At 70.0% G+C, this 14,535-nt stretch carries 14 protein-coding genes; 5 read left to right on the forward strand and 9 right to left on the reverse strand.

Annotation, left to right across the window (positions count from 1 at the left end; genetic code table 11):
* Nucleotides 1-9: 9 nt before the first annotated feature.
* The 5 genes from OHT21_RS11130 to OHT21_RS11150 form a co-directional block, all read right to left on the reverse strand.
* The gene (locus tag OHT21_RS11130) at nucleotides 10-960 is read right to left on the reverse strand and encodes a catechol 2,3-dioxygenase (RefSeq protein WP_328768114.1); all 951 of its coding nucleotides are present in this window, start codon (nucleotides 958-960) and stop codon (nucleotides 10-12) included.
* A 25-nt stretch (nucleotides 961-985) separates the two neighbouring features.
* Nucleotides 986-2,074: a 4-oxalomesaconate tautomerase gene (locus tag OHT21_RS11135; protein WP_328768115.1), complete on the reverse strand. Its 1,089-nt coding sequence runs from the start codon at nucleotides 2,072-2,074 to the stop codon at nucleotides 986-988.
* Between the two features lie 5 nt (nucleotides 2,075-2,079).
* On the reverse strand, nucleotides 2,080-2,736 hold the full coding sequence (locus OHT21_RS11140; protein WP_165342390.1) for a GntR family transcriptional regulator: 657 nt from the start codon (nucleotides 2,734-2,736) through the stop codon (nucleotides 2,080-2,082).
* A gap of 66 nt (nucleotides 2,737-2,802) precedes the next feature.
* Entirely contained in the window at nucleotides 2,803-4,251 is a 1,449-nt protein-coding gene (locus OHT21_RS11145; RefSeq protein ID WP_328768116.1) for a sensor histidine kinase, read from the reverse strand.
* Nucleotides 4,248-4,955, reverse strand: coding sequence for a response regulator transcription factor (locus OHT21_RS11150; protein WP_328768117.1), 708 nt, complete (start codon nucleotides 4,953-4,955; stop codon nucleotides 4,248-4,250). The genes OHT21_RS11145 and OHT21_RS11150 overlap by 4 nt, the downstream gene beginning before the upstream one ends.
* Before the next feature lie 155 nt (nucleotides 4,956-5,110).
* Here OHT21_RS11150 and OHT21_RS11155 point away from each other — a divergent pair, with 155 nt between their 5' ends.
* From OHT21_RS11155 to OHT21_RS11165, 3 genes are read left to right on the forward strand one after another with little or no spacing between them, the layout of a single operon-like run.
* The gene (locus OHT21_RS11155) at nucleotides 5,111-6,448 is read left to right on the forward strand and encodes a ferredoxin reductase family protein (protein WP_328768118.1); all 1,338 of its coding nucleotides are present in this window, start codon (nucleotides 5,111-5,113) and stop codon (nucleotides 6,446-6,448) included.
* Nucleotides 6,449-6,461: 13 nt separating this feature from the next.
* The gene (locus tag OHT21_RS11160) at nucleotides 6,462-6,893 is read left to right on the forward strand and encodes an FMN-binding protein (RefSeq protein ID WP_328768119.1); all 432 of its coding nucleotides are present in this window, start codon (nucleotides 6,462-6,464) and stop codon (nucleotides 6,891-6,893) included.
* A gap of 10 nt (nucleotides 6,894-6,903) precedes the next feature.
* A complete protein-coding gene (locus tag OHT21_RS11165; protein WP_328768120.1) occupies nucleotides 6,904-7,629 on the forward strand; it encodes an FAD:protein FMN transferase in 726 nt (241 codons plus the stop codon).
* A gap of 540 nt (nucleotides 7,630-8,169) precedes the next feature.
* Here OHT21_RS11165 and OHT21_RS11170 read toward each other — a convergent pair.
* Both OHT21_RS11170 and OHT21_RS11175 read right to left on the reverse strand, forming a co-directional pair.
* Complete coding sequence (locus tag OHT21_RS11170) at nucleotides 8,170-9,090, reverse strand: NAD(P)-dependent oxidoreductase (protein ID WP_328768121.1); 921 nt, start codon at nucleotides 9,088-9,090, stop codon at nucleotides 8,170-8,172.
* Between the two features lie 64 nt (nucleotides 9,091-9,154).
* On the reverse strand, nucleotides 9,155-9,850 hold the full coding sequence (locus OHT21_RS11175) for a type 1 glutamine amidotransferase domain-containing protein (RefSeq protein WP_328768122.1): 696 nt from the start codon (nucleotides 9,848-9,850) through the stop codon (nucleotides 9,155-9,157).
* Nucleotides 9,851-10,022: 172 nt separating this feature from the next.
* On the opposite strand from OHT21_RS11175, the gene OHT21_RS11180 reads away from it, so the two are divergent.
* Complete coding sequence (locus tag OHT21_RS11180; RefSeq protein ID WP_328768123.1) at nucleotides 10,023-10,340, forward strand: hypothetical protein; 318 nt, start codon at nucleotides 10,023-10,025, stop codon at nucleotides 10,338-10,340.
* Nucleotides 10,337-10,735 carry a PIN domain-containing protein gene (locus OHT21_RS11185; RefSeq protein ID WP_328768124.1) on the forward strand — a complete coding sequence of 133 codons (399 nt, stop codon included), beginning with the start codon at nucleotides 10,337-10,339 and terminating at the stop codon, nucleotides 10,733-10,735. The genes OHT21_RS11180 and OHT21_RS11185 overlap by 4 nt, the downstream gene beginning before the upstream one ends.
* Before the next feature lie 137 nt (nucleotides 10,736-10,872).
* Here OHT21_RS11185 and OHT21_RS11190 read toward each other — a convergent pair whose 3' ends face one another.
* Together OHT21_RS11190 and OHT21_RS11195 are read right to left on the reverse strand one after the other, a co-directional pair.
* Complete coding sequence (locus tag OHT21_RS11190; RefSeq protein WP_328768125.1) at nucleotides 10,873-12,213, reverse strand: class I SAM-dependent RNA methyltransferase; 1,341 nt, start codon at nucleotides 12,211-12,213, stop codon at nucleotides 10,873-10,875.
* 111 nt (nucleotides 12,214-12,324) lie between these two features.
* A complete protein-coding gene (locus tag OHT21_RS11195) occupies nucleotides 12,325-14,376 on the reverse strand; it encodes an APC family permease (RefSeq protein WP_328768126.1) in 2,052 nt (683 codons plus the stop codon).
* Between the last annotated feature and the right edge of the window lie 159 nt (nucleotides 14,377-14,535).

Raw genomic sequence — 14,535 nt, forward strand, 5'->3', positions numbered from 1 at the left:
CGTGGGGAGTTACTCGACCGGTGGCGTGCCGTGCGTATGGAAGGACTCGATGGTCTTCAGGCCCCAGGCCTGGCCCTTCTTGCGCTCTTCCTCGCTCCAGCTGATCAGGGGCCAGTCCGGGGCGAGGACGAGCCTGGTGAGCGGGTTGCACAGTTCGACGCGGTTGCCGCCCGGCTCGTAGACGTACAGGAAGAACGTCTGCTGGATGGCGTGCTTGTGCGGGCCCGTCTCGATGAACACGCCCGTGTCCAGGGCGAGATCGGCGGCGCGGAGGATGTCCTCGCGGGTGTCGGTGGCGAACGCGATGTGGTGCAGCCGGCCGCGTGAGCCGGTCCAGTCCTCGGTGTAGACGACGTCGTACGACTTGTTGGTGAACGTCAGCCACTTCGCGGCGATCCTGCCGCTGTCGAGCCGGATCTGCTCGGTCGGGCGGGCGCCGAGGACGTGTTGCTGGAAGTCGGCGTTCACGGCGACGTCGGCGGCGAGATAGTTGACGTGGTCCAGGCGGCGTACGGCCACGCCGTGGCCCGGCTTGGCCTGGGGCTGGTTCTTCAGGCCCGGCTTGAGGGCCTCCGGGGCCTGGTACCACTCGGACTCCCAGTACAGGGCGATCTCGTGGCCGTCCGGGTCGGTGGTGACGTAGAGCGGACCGAGGCCGGGCTCGTCCTCCGTCCAGCGGCCCTCGTGGCCCGCGGACGCCAGCTCCTTGACCCTGCGTTGCAGGGCCTCCTCGCTGGAGGTGCGGAGCGCGGTGCGGCGGATGCCGGAGGTCTGGTGCGCGGTGAGGACCAGACTGTGGTGCTCGTAGTCGTCCCAGGTGCGCAGGTAGACGGAGTCGCCGCGTTCGCCGTTGACCGTGAGGCCGAGGTAGTCGGTGAAGAAGGCGAGGCTGCGGTCCAGGTCGGGGGTGAGGAGTTCGACGTGGCCTAGGTGGGCGATGTCGCCGAGGGGCGGTGTCATCGGGGCTCCTTGGAAAGGGAGTTGTTCAGGGACGGGACGCGGTGCCGGCCGGGCGGGCGAATACGGTGCCGTCGAAGATCTTGCGTGCGGTGCGTACGACAGCGGTCCGGCGGGCCACCGGGTGAGGGCCCCTGACGTCGACGCCGGCCTCGATGTCGAGGAACCCGGTGGGGTGCTCGATCCGCAACCGCTCCCCCGCCGCCGGGAGTTCGGCCACGTCCTGGCCGACGCCGCCCTCGATCCGCAGCCCGGCGGCGACGCTCGCGGCGGCCAGGACGCCGATGGATGTGTGGCAGCGGACCGGGAGGAAGGTGCGCGTCATCACCGCGCCACCGTGTACGGGCGGGGCCAGCAGGCTGAGCTTGGGAACGGTGGTGCCCTCGACCTCGCCGAGGCCCATCAACGGGCCCGCCGCCAGGCGGATTTCACGGAGCCGGTCGGCGAGGGCCGGGTCCTTCTCCAGGTCCTCCGGGTCCTCGTAGCCGGTGATCTTCAGGGAGGAGGCGGCGATCAGTACGGTCGGCATGCCGTTGTCCACGCAGGTCACAGGGATGCCGGTGAGGGTGTCGCGCACCTTGCCGGTGGGCAGCAACGGGCTGCCGTCCGGCGGGAACTCGATGGCCACGGGAGCGGCGGTGCCCGGCACGCCGGAGATCTCGGCGGAGCCGGTGTAGGCGACACGTCCACGAGGGGTGGGGAAGGTCGCGGTGGCGAGTCCCCCGGTGTTGAGCATGCGGATCCGTACGGACGTCTCGCCGTCCGCTGGGGCGACGAGCCCGCGCTCCACGGCGAAGGGGCCGACTCCGGCGAGCAGGTTGCCGCAGTTCTGACGGTCGGACACCTCGCTGGTCTCGACGCCGACTTGGAGGAACAGGTAGTCGACGTCCACGGCGGGGTCTGCCGAGGCAGACACCACGGCCACCTTGCTGGTCAGGGGGCGGGCACCGCCGAGCCCGTCGATCTGGCGCGGATCGGGACTGCCCATGACGCGCAGCAACAGCTCGTCTCGTACGGCGGGTTGGGCGGGCAGGTCACCAGCGAGGAAGTACGCGCCCTTGGAGGTGCCGCCGCGCATCAGCATGCAGCGCACCTCCTCCGGCCCGCCGGTCGTCATCGCCGTCAATCCCCCTCGCGCAGCGCGTCGATCACGCTCGCGAGGTGGGCGCGGGCGGCCGCGTCGGCGGCCTGGGGGTCCCGGGACCTGATCGCCTCGATCATGGCCAGGTGTTCGTTCACGGACTGCTGGGGGCGGCCGGGGCGCAGCGCCAACTGGAAACGGTGGCGGACCAGTTGGGCGTTGAGCCGGTCCAGGAGCTCTCCGGCGACCTGCTGGCCGGAGAACTGGCGGATCTTGGCGTGCAGTTCCTGGTTGAGGCCGGAGTAGGTCATCGGTTCGCCGTCGGCGACGGCCTTGCTCATCGCCGTGCCGAGGTCGGCCAGTTCGGTCAGCTGGTCGTCGGTGGCCTCGACGGCGGCCTTGGCCGCGCACAGCCCTTCGAGGACCATGCGGCACTCGGTGATGGCGACCGCTTCCTCGACCGTGACCAGGCGGACCCGTGAGCCGCGGTTGGGGATCCGCTCGACCAGGCCCTCGGCCGCCAGATCGATCAGGGCGGCGCGCACACTGGCCCGTGTCACACCGAACTGCTCGGCGAGTTCGTTCTCCACCAGCCGCTGGGCCGGTGACATCTCACCGCGCAGGATCGCCTGCCGCAGCCGCGCCAGCGCGTGCTGCTTGGCTTGCTCTCCGCTGCTCGGCCTGGCCTCGTTCGCCACGGTCTCTCCCTGAGTGAGTGCCTGTCGACCGTAAATCTAGGCGAACAAGATTGTCAACGATTTCGTTTACTCTTCGGTCTTCCGTCCGAGCGGAAGCCTGATCGTGAACGTCGTCGAGCCCGGGCAGCTGATCAGATCGAGGGTGCCGCCGTGGGCGCGGGCCAGTGAGCGCGCGACCGCGAGTCCGAGGCCGCTGCCGCCCCGGTCGCGGCTGCGGGCCTTGTCGACGCGGTAGAAGCGGTCGAAGACACGGTGCTGGTCGGCGGCCGGGATGCCGGGTCCGGCGTCGGTGACCCGTACGACCGCCATGCCCGACTCGACGCACACCTCGGCCGACACCTTCGTACCGGCCGGGGTGTGCACGGCGGCGTTGGAGAGCAGGTTGTCCAGCACCTGCCGGATGCGCAGCGGGTCGAGCCGCAGCCTGACCGGGTCGGGACCGGCCGTGACGGTCAGCGGGTGGTCCGTCCGGCCCGCGCGGAAGGCGTCGGCCGCCTGCTGCACCAGCTCCACCAGGTCCACCTCCTCCAGCCGCAGCGGTGCCTCCACATCGGCGGCGTCCAGGCGTGCGAGCAGCAGCAGGTCGTCCAGCAGTACGCCCATCCGCGCGGCCTCGGTTCGCAGCCGGGCCAGGTGCTTGTCCCGCTCCTCGGGATCGTTGGCCGCCGCGTACTGGAACAGGTCGGCGTAGCCGCGCACCGACATCAGGGGCGTACGCAGCTCGTGCGAGGCGTCGGCTACGAAGCGGCGCAGCCGCTTTTCGGCCTCCGTGCGGACGGCGAGCGAGTCGTCGATGTGCTCCAGCATGGTGTTGAACGCGGTGCGCAGCTCCTCGACCTCGGGGCCGCCGCTGCGCCCGTCGTGTCGTACCGGCAGCCGTGCCGAGTCCGTCAGGTCGTGCGAGGTGATGCCGCGGGCCGTGTGCGCTATGTCGCTCAGCGGCTTCAGACCGCGCCGCAGCATCCCCCGGCCCGACACCACGAGCGCGAGAAGAGCGAGCCCGAAGGCGACCGCCTGGATCAGGACCAGCCGGCCCACCGTGGCGTCGATGCCGTGCATGGGTGCGGCGCTGACCAGGATGGTGCCGGGCTCGAACTCGCAGGCGCGCAGCCGGTAGCTGCCTTTGCCCGTGAGATCGTCGGTGCGCAGGACTTCCGTGTCCGAGGACATCTGCGCGCGGGCCACCGCGGTGAAGCTGCCGACGTCCTTCGGCAGGTCGCCGGGGTCCTCGGGCTTGCGGAGGACGGGCTTGCCGCCCGACACGTCGTACACGGCGTAGAACCAGCTGTAGTACTTCTTTCCCGTGAGCGTGCCGTGTTCCTCGATGTTCTTGGACTGGGCGATCTGCCCCTGCGCCAGCTGTTCGTCGAGCTGCGTCGACAGGTAGTCCCGCATATATGTCGTCAGCCCGGTACCGACGACCGCGAACACCATCAGGGACAGCACACCCAGACCCAGCGCGAGCCGGGTGCCCAGGCGCATCTTGCGATAGGCGCCCTTCAGCCGGCCGATCACTCGGCGACCTGCCGCACCACGTACCCGACGCCCCGCACGGTGTGGATCAGCGGCGTCCGGCCGTCGGCGCCCTCCTCAGGCCCGTCGAGCTTGCGGCGCAGCCTGCTGACGACCAGCTCCACGACGTTGGAGCGGCCTCCGAAGCCGTACTCCCAGACGTGGTCGAGTATCTGCGCCTTGGTCAGCACGGTCGGCGACTTGCGCATCAGATAGCGGAGCACCTCGTACTCGGTCGGGGTGAGCGTCAGCAGCTTCTCGCCCCGCCGCACCTCGCGGGTGTCCTCGTCCATCGTCAGGTCGGCGACCTGGAGCACGGAGCGCTGGAAGCCGGGACCCGCGCTGCGGCGCAGTACGGTGCGCAGCCGGGCCATGAGCTCCTCCACCGCGAACGGTTTGACCAGGTAGTCGTCGCCGCCCCGGGTGAGGCCCGCGATCCGGTCGGCGACGCCGTCGCGGGCGGTGAGGAACACGACGGGCACCATCGTCCCGGACAGCCGCAGCCGGTCCAGGACACCGAATCCGTCCAGGTCGGGGAGCATCAGGTCGAGCACCACGATGTCGGGGTGGAACTCCGTGGCCTGCCGCAGCGCCTCCTCACCGGAGTACGCGGTGACCGCGTCCCAGCCCTCATAGCGGGCAACGGTGGCGACCAGGTCGGCGATGGGCGGATCGTCGTCCACCACGAGAAGACGTACTTTTTCCACTCGCTCATAGTGCTTCACATGGCTCCTGACGCCATAGCCGTCCGCTCTCCAAGACTCACATCGATAAAAACTTGAAAGTTGTCAGACAGCTAAACGACAGCTCCCACCAGGCAGGCTCGGTATCCCCGGATCATTGATCGAGGAGTTGCCGTCCCGTGACGACTGTCCAACACGTCAGACCCCCCACACCGGCGATACGCCCCAAGGTGGTGGCCCGCACCGGCCTTTACGCCCTGCTGGCCGCGAACCTCGCGGTGGTGACCGCCTTCTTCATCCAGGCCGGCTTCAACTCGAACGCCCTCATCGTCCTGGGGCGGCTGACCGGCCTGTACGCCGCCCTCCTGATGGCCTTCCAGCTGCTGCTCGTCGCCCGGCTGCCGTGGCTCGACCACCGGATCGGCATGGACCGGCTGACCTCCTGGCACCGCTGGGTCGGTTTCGGCCTGCTGTGGTCGCTGCTGGGGCACGGCGTGTTCATCACCTTCGGCTACGCCCAGTCCTCGTCGCTGGACCCGGTGAGCCAGCTCGTGGACCTCGCCGAGACCGTCGAGGGCGTGCTGCGCGCCGTCGTCGCCCTGGGGCTGATCATCGTCATCGGCGCGGTCTCGGCACGCTGGGCCCGGCGTCGGCTGGCATACGAGACCTGGCACTTCATCCACCTCTACACATACGTCGCGGTGGTGCTGGCGTTCACGCACCAGGTCGCGGCCGGCACGACCTTCGCGACGAACTCGACGGCCACGGCGTACTGGTACGCGCTGTGGGGTGTCGCGCTCGGCTCGGTCTTCGTGGGCCGGCTCGTACTGCCGCTGTGGCGCAACTGGCGGCACCAGCTGCGCGTCTCGGCCGTCGTCCCCGAGTCCGACAACGTCGTGTCGGTCTACATCACCGGCCGCGATCTGGACCGGCTGCCCGCGCGGGCCGGCCAGTTCTTCCTGTGGCGGTTCATGACCAAGGGCCGCTGGTGGCAGGCCAACCCCTTCTCGCTGTCCGCCGCCCCCGACGGCCGGAGCCTGAGGCTGACCGCGAAGGCGGCCGGCGACGGCACGAAGGCGCTGCGGCATCTGAAGGTCGGCACGCGGGTGTTCGCCGAGGGCCCGTACGGCGCCTTCACCACGATGCACCGGACCCGGCCCGACGCCCTGCTCATCGCCGGCGGCGTCGGCGTCACCCCGATCCGGGCCCTGCTGGAGGACCTGCACGGCCACGCCGCCGTCATCTACCGGGTGGCCACGGACCAGGACGCGGTGCTCTACGACGAGCTGCGCGAACTGGCCCACGCCAAGGGCGCCCATCTGTTCCTGGTCAGCGGCCCGGCCACCCCGGACAAGCTGTCGGCGACCGAACTGACCCGGCTCGTCCCGGACATCGCCGACCGGGACGTCTACGTCTGCGGCCCTCCCGGCATGACCGGCGCCGTCCTGCGCACCCTGCGCGACCTGGACGTGCCCAAGCAGCAGATCCACTTCGAACGCTTCAGCCTGGCCGGATAAGGGGGACCACACCATGAAGCGAGCACTACCTGTCCTGGTCCTGAGCGCCGCGGCCCTGATCCCGGTCTGGCGTTACGCACCGTCGACCGACACCGCGTCGTCGAGCACCGAGGTCGCGGCACCGGCGCCTTCCGCGTCTGCTTCGTCAGGCTCGGGCTCTTCGGGGTCCTCCGGCTCGGGCACGTCGAACCAGGTCATCGCGGGGTCGACGCTCAACACCGAGAAGGGCCCTGTGCAGGTCGAGGTGACCTTCGAGGGCCACACGATCAGCTCCGTACGGATGCTGCAGCAGCCGAACCACCCGCAGACCGAAGCCGCCGTGCCGAAGCTGATCGAGTCGACGCTCGAGGCGCAGAGCGCCGACATCGACACGGTGTCCGGCGCCACGATCACCAGCGAGGGCTACGTCAAGTCCCTCCAGGCCGCGATCGACGCGAAGGGCTGAGGGGCTGAGCGTGCGCCGGGTCGAGCACATCATGGGGTTCCCGATCTCCGTACGGATGGACGAGGGAGAAGGGGACGCCGCCGAGGCCGCGGACCGGGCCTTCGACTGGCTGCGCGAGGTCGACGAACGGTTCAGCCCCTTCAAGCCCGGCAGCGAGGTGTCGCGGCTCGACCGCGGTGAGCTCGAACTCGACGAAGTCAGCCCGGAGTTGAGGGAGATCCTCGACCTGTGCGAGCGGTACCGGGTCGCGACCGGGGGCGCCTTCGACGTACGGCTGCCCGGTCGCGGCCTCGACCCCTGCGCCATGGTCAAGGGCTGGGCGGTACACCGGGCGGCGAACCTGGTGACGGCGACCGGCGCGTCCCGGTTCTGCCTGAACGCCGGCGGCGACGTGGTAGCGGCCGGCGGTCCATGGCGAGTGGGCGTACGGCACCCCGAACAGCCCGACAAGCTCTGCACGATCCTGGACGTAACAGACCACGCCGTGGCCACCTCCGCCCGCTACGAACGAGGCGACCACATCATCGACGGCCGCACCGGCCTCCCGGCCACGGGCCTCCTGAGTGTCACGGTCGTGGCCCCCTCCCTAACGGAGGCGGACGCCACGGCAACGGCGGCCTTCGCGATGGGCCCGGAGGGCATCGACTGGGCCGCCGCCCGGGAGGGTTGCGAGGTGTTCGCGGTGGACGCGGATCGGAAGGTGTTCCGGACGAAGGGGTTTCCGGTGGCGGGGTGACGGGGGGCGTGACGGGGATTGGGTACGACCCGGGAGCCTGAGTACGACGCCGGGCCCTGAGTGCGCGGCTGTACGCGGACTCGGGTGGAAGGGACCTCGTCGGGTGCGGCGTCGGGTGCGAGAGGGGGTTCGGATCCGGCGCCGCACGCGGCAGCTCGCGGCCTCAGGTGGACGCGTCCTCGTCGGGATCGGGATCGGGTGCTGAGCCGGCGGCGCACGCGGCGGTACGCGGCCTCAGGTAGACAGGCCCTCGCCGGGTGCAAGAGCGGGTTCAGAGCCGACGCCGCGCGCGGCAGTACGCGGCCTCAAGTGGACCGTCCTCGCCGGGCGCTGCATCGCGTGCGAAACCGGGATCGGACCCGGCGACGCACGCGGCAGCTCGCGGCCTCAGGTAGACAGGCCCTCGCCGGGTGCAAGACCGGGTTCAGAGCCGACGCCGCGCGCGGCAGTACGCGGCCTCAAGTGGACCGTCCTCGCCGGGCGCTGCATCGCGTGCGAAACCGGGATCGGACCCGGCGCCGCACGCGGCAGCTCGCGGCCTCAGGTAGACAGGCCCTCGCCGGGTGCAAGAGCGGGTTCGGAGTCGGCGTCGAAGCTGGCGAAGTACGCGGCGGCCATGTCCTCGTCGGCGTGGCCCTGGGCGGCGGCGCGTTGCATGCGGGCGGCGCTTGCGGCGGCGACGTCGAGGCGTACGCCGTGCTGCTCGCCCGCCTCGACGATCAGTCGGGCGTCCTTGGCGGCGGTCGCCACCGCGAACGCGGCCGGGGAGAGCTGACCGCCCAGGATGAGCCCGGCCTTGGCCCGCAGGTACCCCATGTCGAGCGGGCCACCGTCGATGACGTCGAAGAAGCTCTGCGGGTCCACACCCAGCGCCCGGGACAGCGCAAGCACCTCACCGGTCGCCGCCGTCGCCGCGAGAACCCAGCTGTTCGCCACCAGCTTCAGCCGGGTCGCGCTGCCGGCCGCGCCGTCCTCACCGGTCCACAACGTACGGGCGCCCACCGCGTCGAAGACGGGTGTCACCGCGTCCCGGCCCTCGACCGGCCCCGCGGCCAGGACCTGCAGCCGGCCGGCCTCGGCGGGCTGCCGGGTGCCCAGCACGGGCGCGTCGTAGAAGACCAGCTCGTGGGCGCGTGCGAAACCGGCCAGCTCACCGACGCCCTCGATCCCGGCGGTGGTGGACTGCACCCAGGCCATGCCAGGACGCAGCGCGGGCGCCGCCTCGCGCATGACCTCCAGGGCGGCCGGCCCGTCGTACAGCATGGTCAGCACGACATCGGCACCGGACACCGCCTCGGCGGGAGTACCGGCGATCTGCACCCCGTCGCCCGCCAGGGGCTCGGCCTTGGCACGGGTGCGATTCCAGGCACGTACGGTGTGCCCGGCTTTGACGAGGTTACGGGCCATCGCGGCACCCATGATCCCGGTGCCCAGAACGCCCACGGTGAGCTGGTCGGTCATGACGTCAACTTCCCTGTATATACGGTGCGTTGGTCGCGGTCGGCCTGGGCCGGCCCTGTTCGGCTCAGCCGAGCCTCTTGAGCAACTCGGCCGCGAGCGGGCCGGAGGAGGCGGGGTTCTGCCCGGTGACGACGTTCCGGTCGGCCTCGATGTGCGGCGCCCAAGGCTCCCCGACCTCGACCTTCAGCCCGGCCTCGATGAGCCGGTCCTGGAGCAGCCACTTGGCCTTCTCCGCGGTGCCGGCCAGCCGCTCCTCGGCGTTGGTGAAGGCGGTGACCCGGTAACCGGCGTATGCGTTGGCACCGTCATCCTTCGTCGCGGCCAACAACGCGGCAGGCCCGTGGCACACCACACCCACCAGCATGCCGCTCTCCACCGCCCGGGCGAGCAGACGCCCGGAGTCGACGTCGACCGCCAGATCCTCCATCGGCCCGTGCCCGCCGGGAACGTACACCGCGTCGAAGTCATCGAGACGCACATCGGCCACCGCGATCGGACTACGGAACTCGGCGACGCCCTCCACAACACCCCGAACCGCCGCCGCGTTCTCCGCACCCCCGTTGGCCTCGGGGCTCAGGCTGGCACGATCGACAGGCGGCACGACACCACCGGGCGTGGCCACGGTGACCTCGTGCCCGGCAGCCTTGAAGGCCTCGTAGGGGACGGTGGCCTCCTCGGCCCAGAAGCCGGTGGGATGCGTGCTCCCGTCGGCCAGCGTCCACTGATCGGCGCCGGTCATCACGAAAAGTATCTTCGCCATGCGTTACTCCCTGGATGTTGCTGCCGGTTATTGCTGACGACAGCCACGACGCTAGTCCCCATCCGGCGCCTGCGACTCCGGGGGGCACTCGCGGACGCGGCGCGCCCTCGATCGCGTGAAACCGTCCCAAACAGGTTGGTCGCCACCCCAAGCCATCGGTATGGTCAGTGGTATGGCAACAAAGAAGTACACCGTCACGCTCCCGGAAGAGCTGGCCGAGGCGATCCGTGCCGAGGTGGGCCCCGGTGCTTTCAGCCGATACGTCACGCACGCCATAGAGCGTCAGCGGGAGCAGGACCGGCTGGGGGAAGCGGTCGAATGGTGGGAGAAAGAGTACGGCGAGATCACCGAGGAGGAGCTCGCCGAGGCCCAGGCCGAACAGCGGGAGATCGAGCGGCAACATGCCGAACTCGCCCGCGCCCGGCGAGTGGCCGCAGGCGAGCCGGTCGAGTCAGCACCCGAGCACGAGCAGCACGGAGCCGCAGTGTGAAGGGAGATGCTGTCCACCTGCTGGACTGCGAGGGCCTGTCCCGGTGGGTGCGCGGCGAGCGCCGCATGGGCGTCCGGTTCAAGGAGGCCCGTCAGCTCGGCATCCGCGTCATGACGACCTCCATGACGCTGATCGAGGCGTACGACGTGCGCACGTACGTCCCGGCATGGCATTGGGCGCTCTCCCGCATCCGTGTCGAGCCGGTCACCGAGGAAATCGCCCAGGAGGCCATCGTTCTCCTCAGGGAGGCCGGTCTCCACGGACACAAGTACGCCATCGACGCCGCTCTGGCCGCCGTCGCCCTGCGACAGCCGGGGCCGGTCACCGTCTTCACCTCCGACGAGGACGACCTGCGCAAGCTCTGCGGCGACCGTGTGGTGGTGAGAAGCCTGTAGCCAACGGCGGGCACGTGTCACGTGTCGCGACGCACCACGTGCCCGCCCGTCGCGGTAAGCCCACTCAGCGCTGTCAGCGTCAAGATGTCGCCCGTAGCGCACACAACGAGCATCTTGCGCACTCGTTGAACCGCAGGTCAGCGGCCCTTTCCGGCGGGTTCAAGAATCGCCACGCACTCCACGTGATGCGTCATCGGAAACAAATCAAACGCCCGAAGCGTCCGCACCCGATACCCGCCCTCCCGGAAGTACCCCAAGTCCCGAGCCAACGCCGCCGGATCGCACGCCACATACGCAATACGCCGCGCCCCCAGCCCCGTAAGAAGCCCGACCGTCTTCTTTCCGGCGCCCGCACGCGGCGGGTCCAGGACGATCAGGTCGGCCTCGGTGATGCCTGTGCGCGGCAGTACCGTGTCGACCTTGCCCTGTTCGATGCGGACGCGGTCGAAGGCGGCGAGGTTGTGGCGAGCGTCCTCCACCGCGCGCTTGCCGGACTCGATGCCGAGCACCGCGCCCTTGTCGCCGAGGCGGTCGGCGAGGGCGCCCGCGAAGAGGCCTACGCCGCAGTACAGGTCGAGGGCCGTCTCGCCCTTGCGTGGCAGGAGGCCCTGCATGACCGCCTTGACCAGTGTGTCCGCGGACTTCGGGTGGACCTGCCAGAAGCCGCCGCTGCCGACCCGGTACGTACGGTCGTCCGCGCGCTCGCGCACAAAGGGGCGGCCATGGACGCGGTGCACGCCCCCGTCCTTCTCCTCCACCCGCATGACCGACACCGGCCGGTCCAGTTCCACGATCGGCAGCCGGGCGCCGGGCCGTGGCGTCAGGATCACCTGCCGGTCCTGGGAGCCCGTCGCAGCGATCGCCTCGATCGACTCCATGCCTGACCAGTCGCGCCGCTCGATGCCCAGCTCGCTGACACCCGGCGCCGCGATCATGCAGTGCTCGATCGGCTCGACCTCGTGCGAACGGTGCCGCCGCAGACCGGCGTGCCCGGAGTCGTCCACCGCGTACTGCACGCGCGTACGCCAGGCGGGCACCTCGCCGGCGGGCACCTTGTCGCCCTCGGCGGGCATCACCGTGCCGTCCCAGCCGGCCTCCTCGGGCGTCAGGCCCGCGAGCCGCTGCAGCTGCTCGGCGATCACCTCGCCCTTCAGGCGCCGCTGGGCACCCGGCTTGGCGTGCTGCCAGTCGCAGCCGCCGCAGCGGCCGGGACCGGCGTACGGGCAGGGCGCCTCGACCCGGTCCTTGGACGCCTCCAGGATCGTCACGGCGTCCGCGCGCAGGAAGCGCGAGTCCTCCTCGCCCTCCGTCACCCGCGCGACGACCCGCTCACCGGGCAGCGCGTGCCGGACGAAGAGGACCCGCCCCTCTGACGTACGGGCGATGCAGTGCCCGCCATGGGCGACGGGCCCGATCTCGACCTCGTACTCCTGCCCCACGAGCGACCCCGCCGGCGTTTTCTTCGGTTCTGCCTGCATGGCGGGGTGACTCCAGATGCGAAAAGGGGAACGGCCGGACAACAGCCCACCAGTCTACGTGGGCCCCGCCCGGCCGTTCGACACGAGTCCGTACGACTCCATACGCCTCCATCAGCCCTTGGGAGTGCTGGGCTCCTTGGGCCGTTCCTCCGCGGGACCGCGCCGCACGGCACCCGGCGCGTTCCACTCCTGCTGCTTCCGGGCCCGTCGCTTGGCCACCTCGGAGGACTCCAGCTGGTACGGCACGGACGTCACCATCACGCCCGGCGTGAACAGCAGCCGCCCCTTGAGCCTGAGCGCGCTCTGGTTGTGCAGCAACTGCTCGTACCAGTGGCCGACCACGTACTCCGGGATGATCACGCTGACCGCGTCGCGCGGGGACTCCTTGCGCAGGTTCTTCACGTACTCGATGACCGGCCGCGTGATCTCGCGGTACGGGGAGTCGAGGACCTTCAGCGGTACGTCGATGCCGCGCCGTTCCCACTCCTCCCGCAGTGCCTTGGTCTCGGCCGGGTCGACGTTGACGCTGAGCGCCTCCAGGGTGTGCGAGCGCATCAGCTTGGCGTAGGCGATGGCCCGCAGCGTCGGGCGGTGGATCTTGGAGATCAGGACCACCGAGTGGACGCGCGAGGGGCGTACGACGTCGTCGCTCGGCCCTTCCGGGGCGGCGATCTCTTCGGCGACGCGGTCATAGTGCCTGCGGATCGCGGACATGGTCACGTAGAAGATCACCATGCCGAGCAGCGCCACCCAGGCGCCGTGCGTGAACTTGGTGCTGAGTACGACGACCAGCACGAGGCCGGTGAAGAAGGCGCCGAAGGTGTTGATCGCCCTGGAGCGGTACATGCGGCGGCGTACGGCCGGGTCGCGCTCGGTGGCCAGGTGGCGGTTCCAGTGCCGGACCATGCCGGTCTGGCTGAGCGTGAAGGAGACGAAGACGCCGACGATGTAGAGCTGGATCAGCTTGGTCGAGTCGGCGCCGTAGATCCACACCAGCAGTCCGGCGGCGCCGGCGAGCAGCACGATGCCGTTCGAGAAGGCGAGGCGGTCGCCGCGGGTGTGCAGCTGGCGGGGCAGGTAGCGGTCCTGCGCGAGGATCGAGCCGAGCAGCGGGAAGCCGTTGTACGCGGTGTTGGCCGCGAGGAAGAGCACCAGCGCGGTGGCCGCGGCGAGCAGGATGAACATGAAGCTGCCGTCACCGAAGACGGCCTCGGCGACCTGCGAGATCACCGGGTTCTGGACGTAGTCGGCGCCCACCGCGACGCCGTTCTCCAGCAGGTCGGTCGCCGGGTGCTCGGCCATGCGTACGTTCGACGCCATGGCCAGGCCGATGATTCCGCAGAACATGGTGACCGCGAGCAGACCCATCATCGCCAGCGTGTTCCCGGCGTTCTTGGACTTGGGTTTACGGAACGCCGGGACGCCGTTGCTGATCGCCTCGACGCCGGTGAGCGCCGCGCAGCCGGAGGAGAAGGCCCGCAGCAGCAAGAAGACGAGCGCGAATCCCGCGAGCCCTTGCTGCTCCGCCTCGATCTCGAAGCCGGCGGTCGGCGCCCTCATGGTGTCGTCGAGGACGAGACCGCGGTACGCGCCCCAGGCGATCATCGCGAAGACGCCCGTGACGAAGACGTACGTCGGAATCGCGAAGAGCCTCCCGGACTCCTTGACCCCGCGCAGGTTCATCAGCGTGAGGAGCACGATGACGGCGATCGCGCACGGCACCTTGTTCTCGACCACGAAGGGGATCGCGGAGCCGAGGTTCTCGATGCCGGAGGAGATCGACACGGCGACGGTGAGCACATAGTCGACGAGCAGTGCGCTGGCGACGGTGAGACCGGCCTTGGGGCCGAGGTTGGTGTTGGCCACCTCGTAGTCGCCGCCGCCGCTCGGGTACGCGTGCACGTTCTGCCGGTACGAAGCGACCACCGTGAACATCAGCACCACGACCGCGACCGCGATCCAGGGGCTGAAGTGGTAAGCCGACACGCCCGCGATGGACAGGACCAGCAGCACCTCGCCCGGCGCGTACGCCACGGAGGAGAGCGGATCGGAGGCGAACACCGGGAGGGCGATGCGCTTCGGCAGGAGCGTTTCTCCGAGCCGGTCGCTGCGCAGTGCGCGCCCGATGAGGATCCGTTTGGGCAGGTCGGTCAGTTTGGACACGCTGAGGATCGTAAGCCGTCGGGGTATGGGGCGCCCACCCGCCACCCGACGTCTGCCCTACGAGTGAATTGAGGTACGAGTGATGCAGCGGGTTCCGGCACCGACGGCATCCCCATGTCTATATGACAAAACCTCGCCTACCAGCCCTCCTGGAGACCT

The organism is Streptomyces sp. NBC_00286, from assembly GCF_036173125.1.
In the GTDB taxonomy this organism is placed as follows: Bacteria; Actinomycetota; Actinomycetes; order Streptomycetales; family Streptomycetaceae; genus Streptomyces.

Bases quoted from the DNA above. Each gene is read 5' to 3' on its own strand.
- OHT21_RS11170 (WP_328768121.1), bottom strand. From the start codon at position 9,090: ATGACCGACCAGCTCACCGTGGGCGTTCTGGGCACCGGGATCATGGGT.
- OHT21_RS11190 (WP_328768125.1), bottom strand. From the start codon at position 12,213: ATGCAGGCAGAACCGAAGAAAACGCCGGCGGGGTCGCTCGTGGGGCAG.
- OHT21_RS11175 (WP_328768122.1), bottom strand. From the start codon at position 9,850: ATGGCGAAGATACTTTTCGTGATGACCGGCGCCGATCAGTGGACGCTG.
- OHT21_RS11135 (WP_328768115.1), bottom strand. From the start codon at position 2,074: ATGACGACCGGCGGGCCGGAGGAGGTGCGCTGCATGCTGATGCGCGGC.
- OHT21_RS11130 (WP_328768114.1), bottom strand. From the start codon at position 960: ATGACACCGCCCCTCGGCGACATCGCCCACCTAGGCCACGTCGAACTC.
- OHT21_RS11160 (WP_328768119.1), top strand. From the start codon at position 6,462: ATGAAGCGAGCACTACCTGTCCTGGTCCTGAGCGCCGCGGCCCTGATC.
- OHT21_RS11180 (WP_328768123.1), top strand. From the start codon at position 10,023: ATGGCAACAAAGAAGTACACCGTCACGCTCCCGGAAGAGCTGGCCGAG.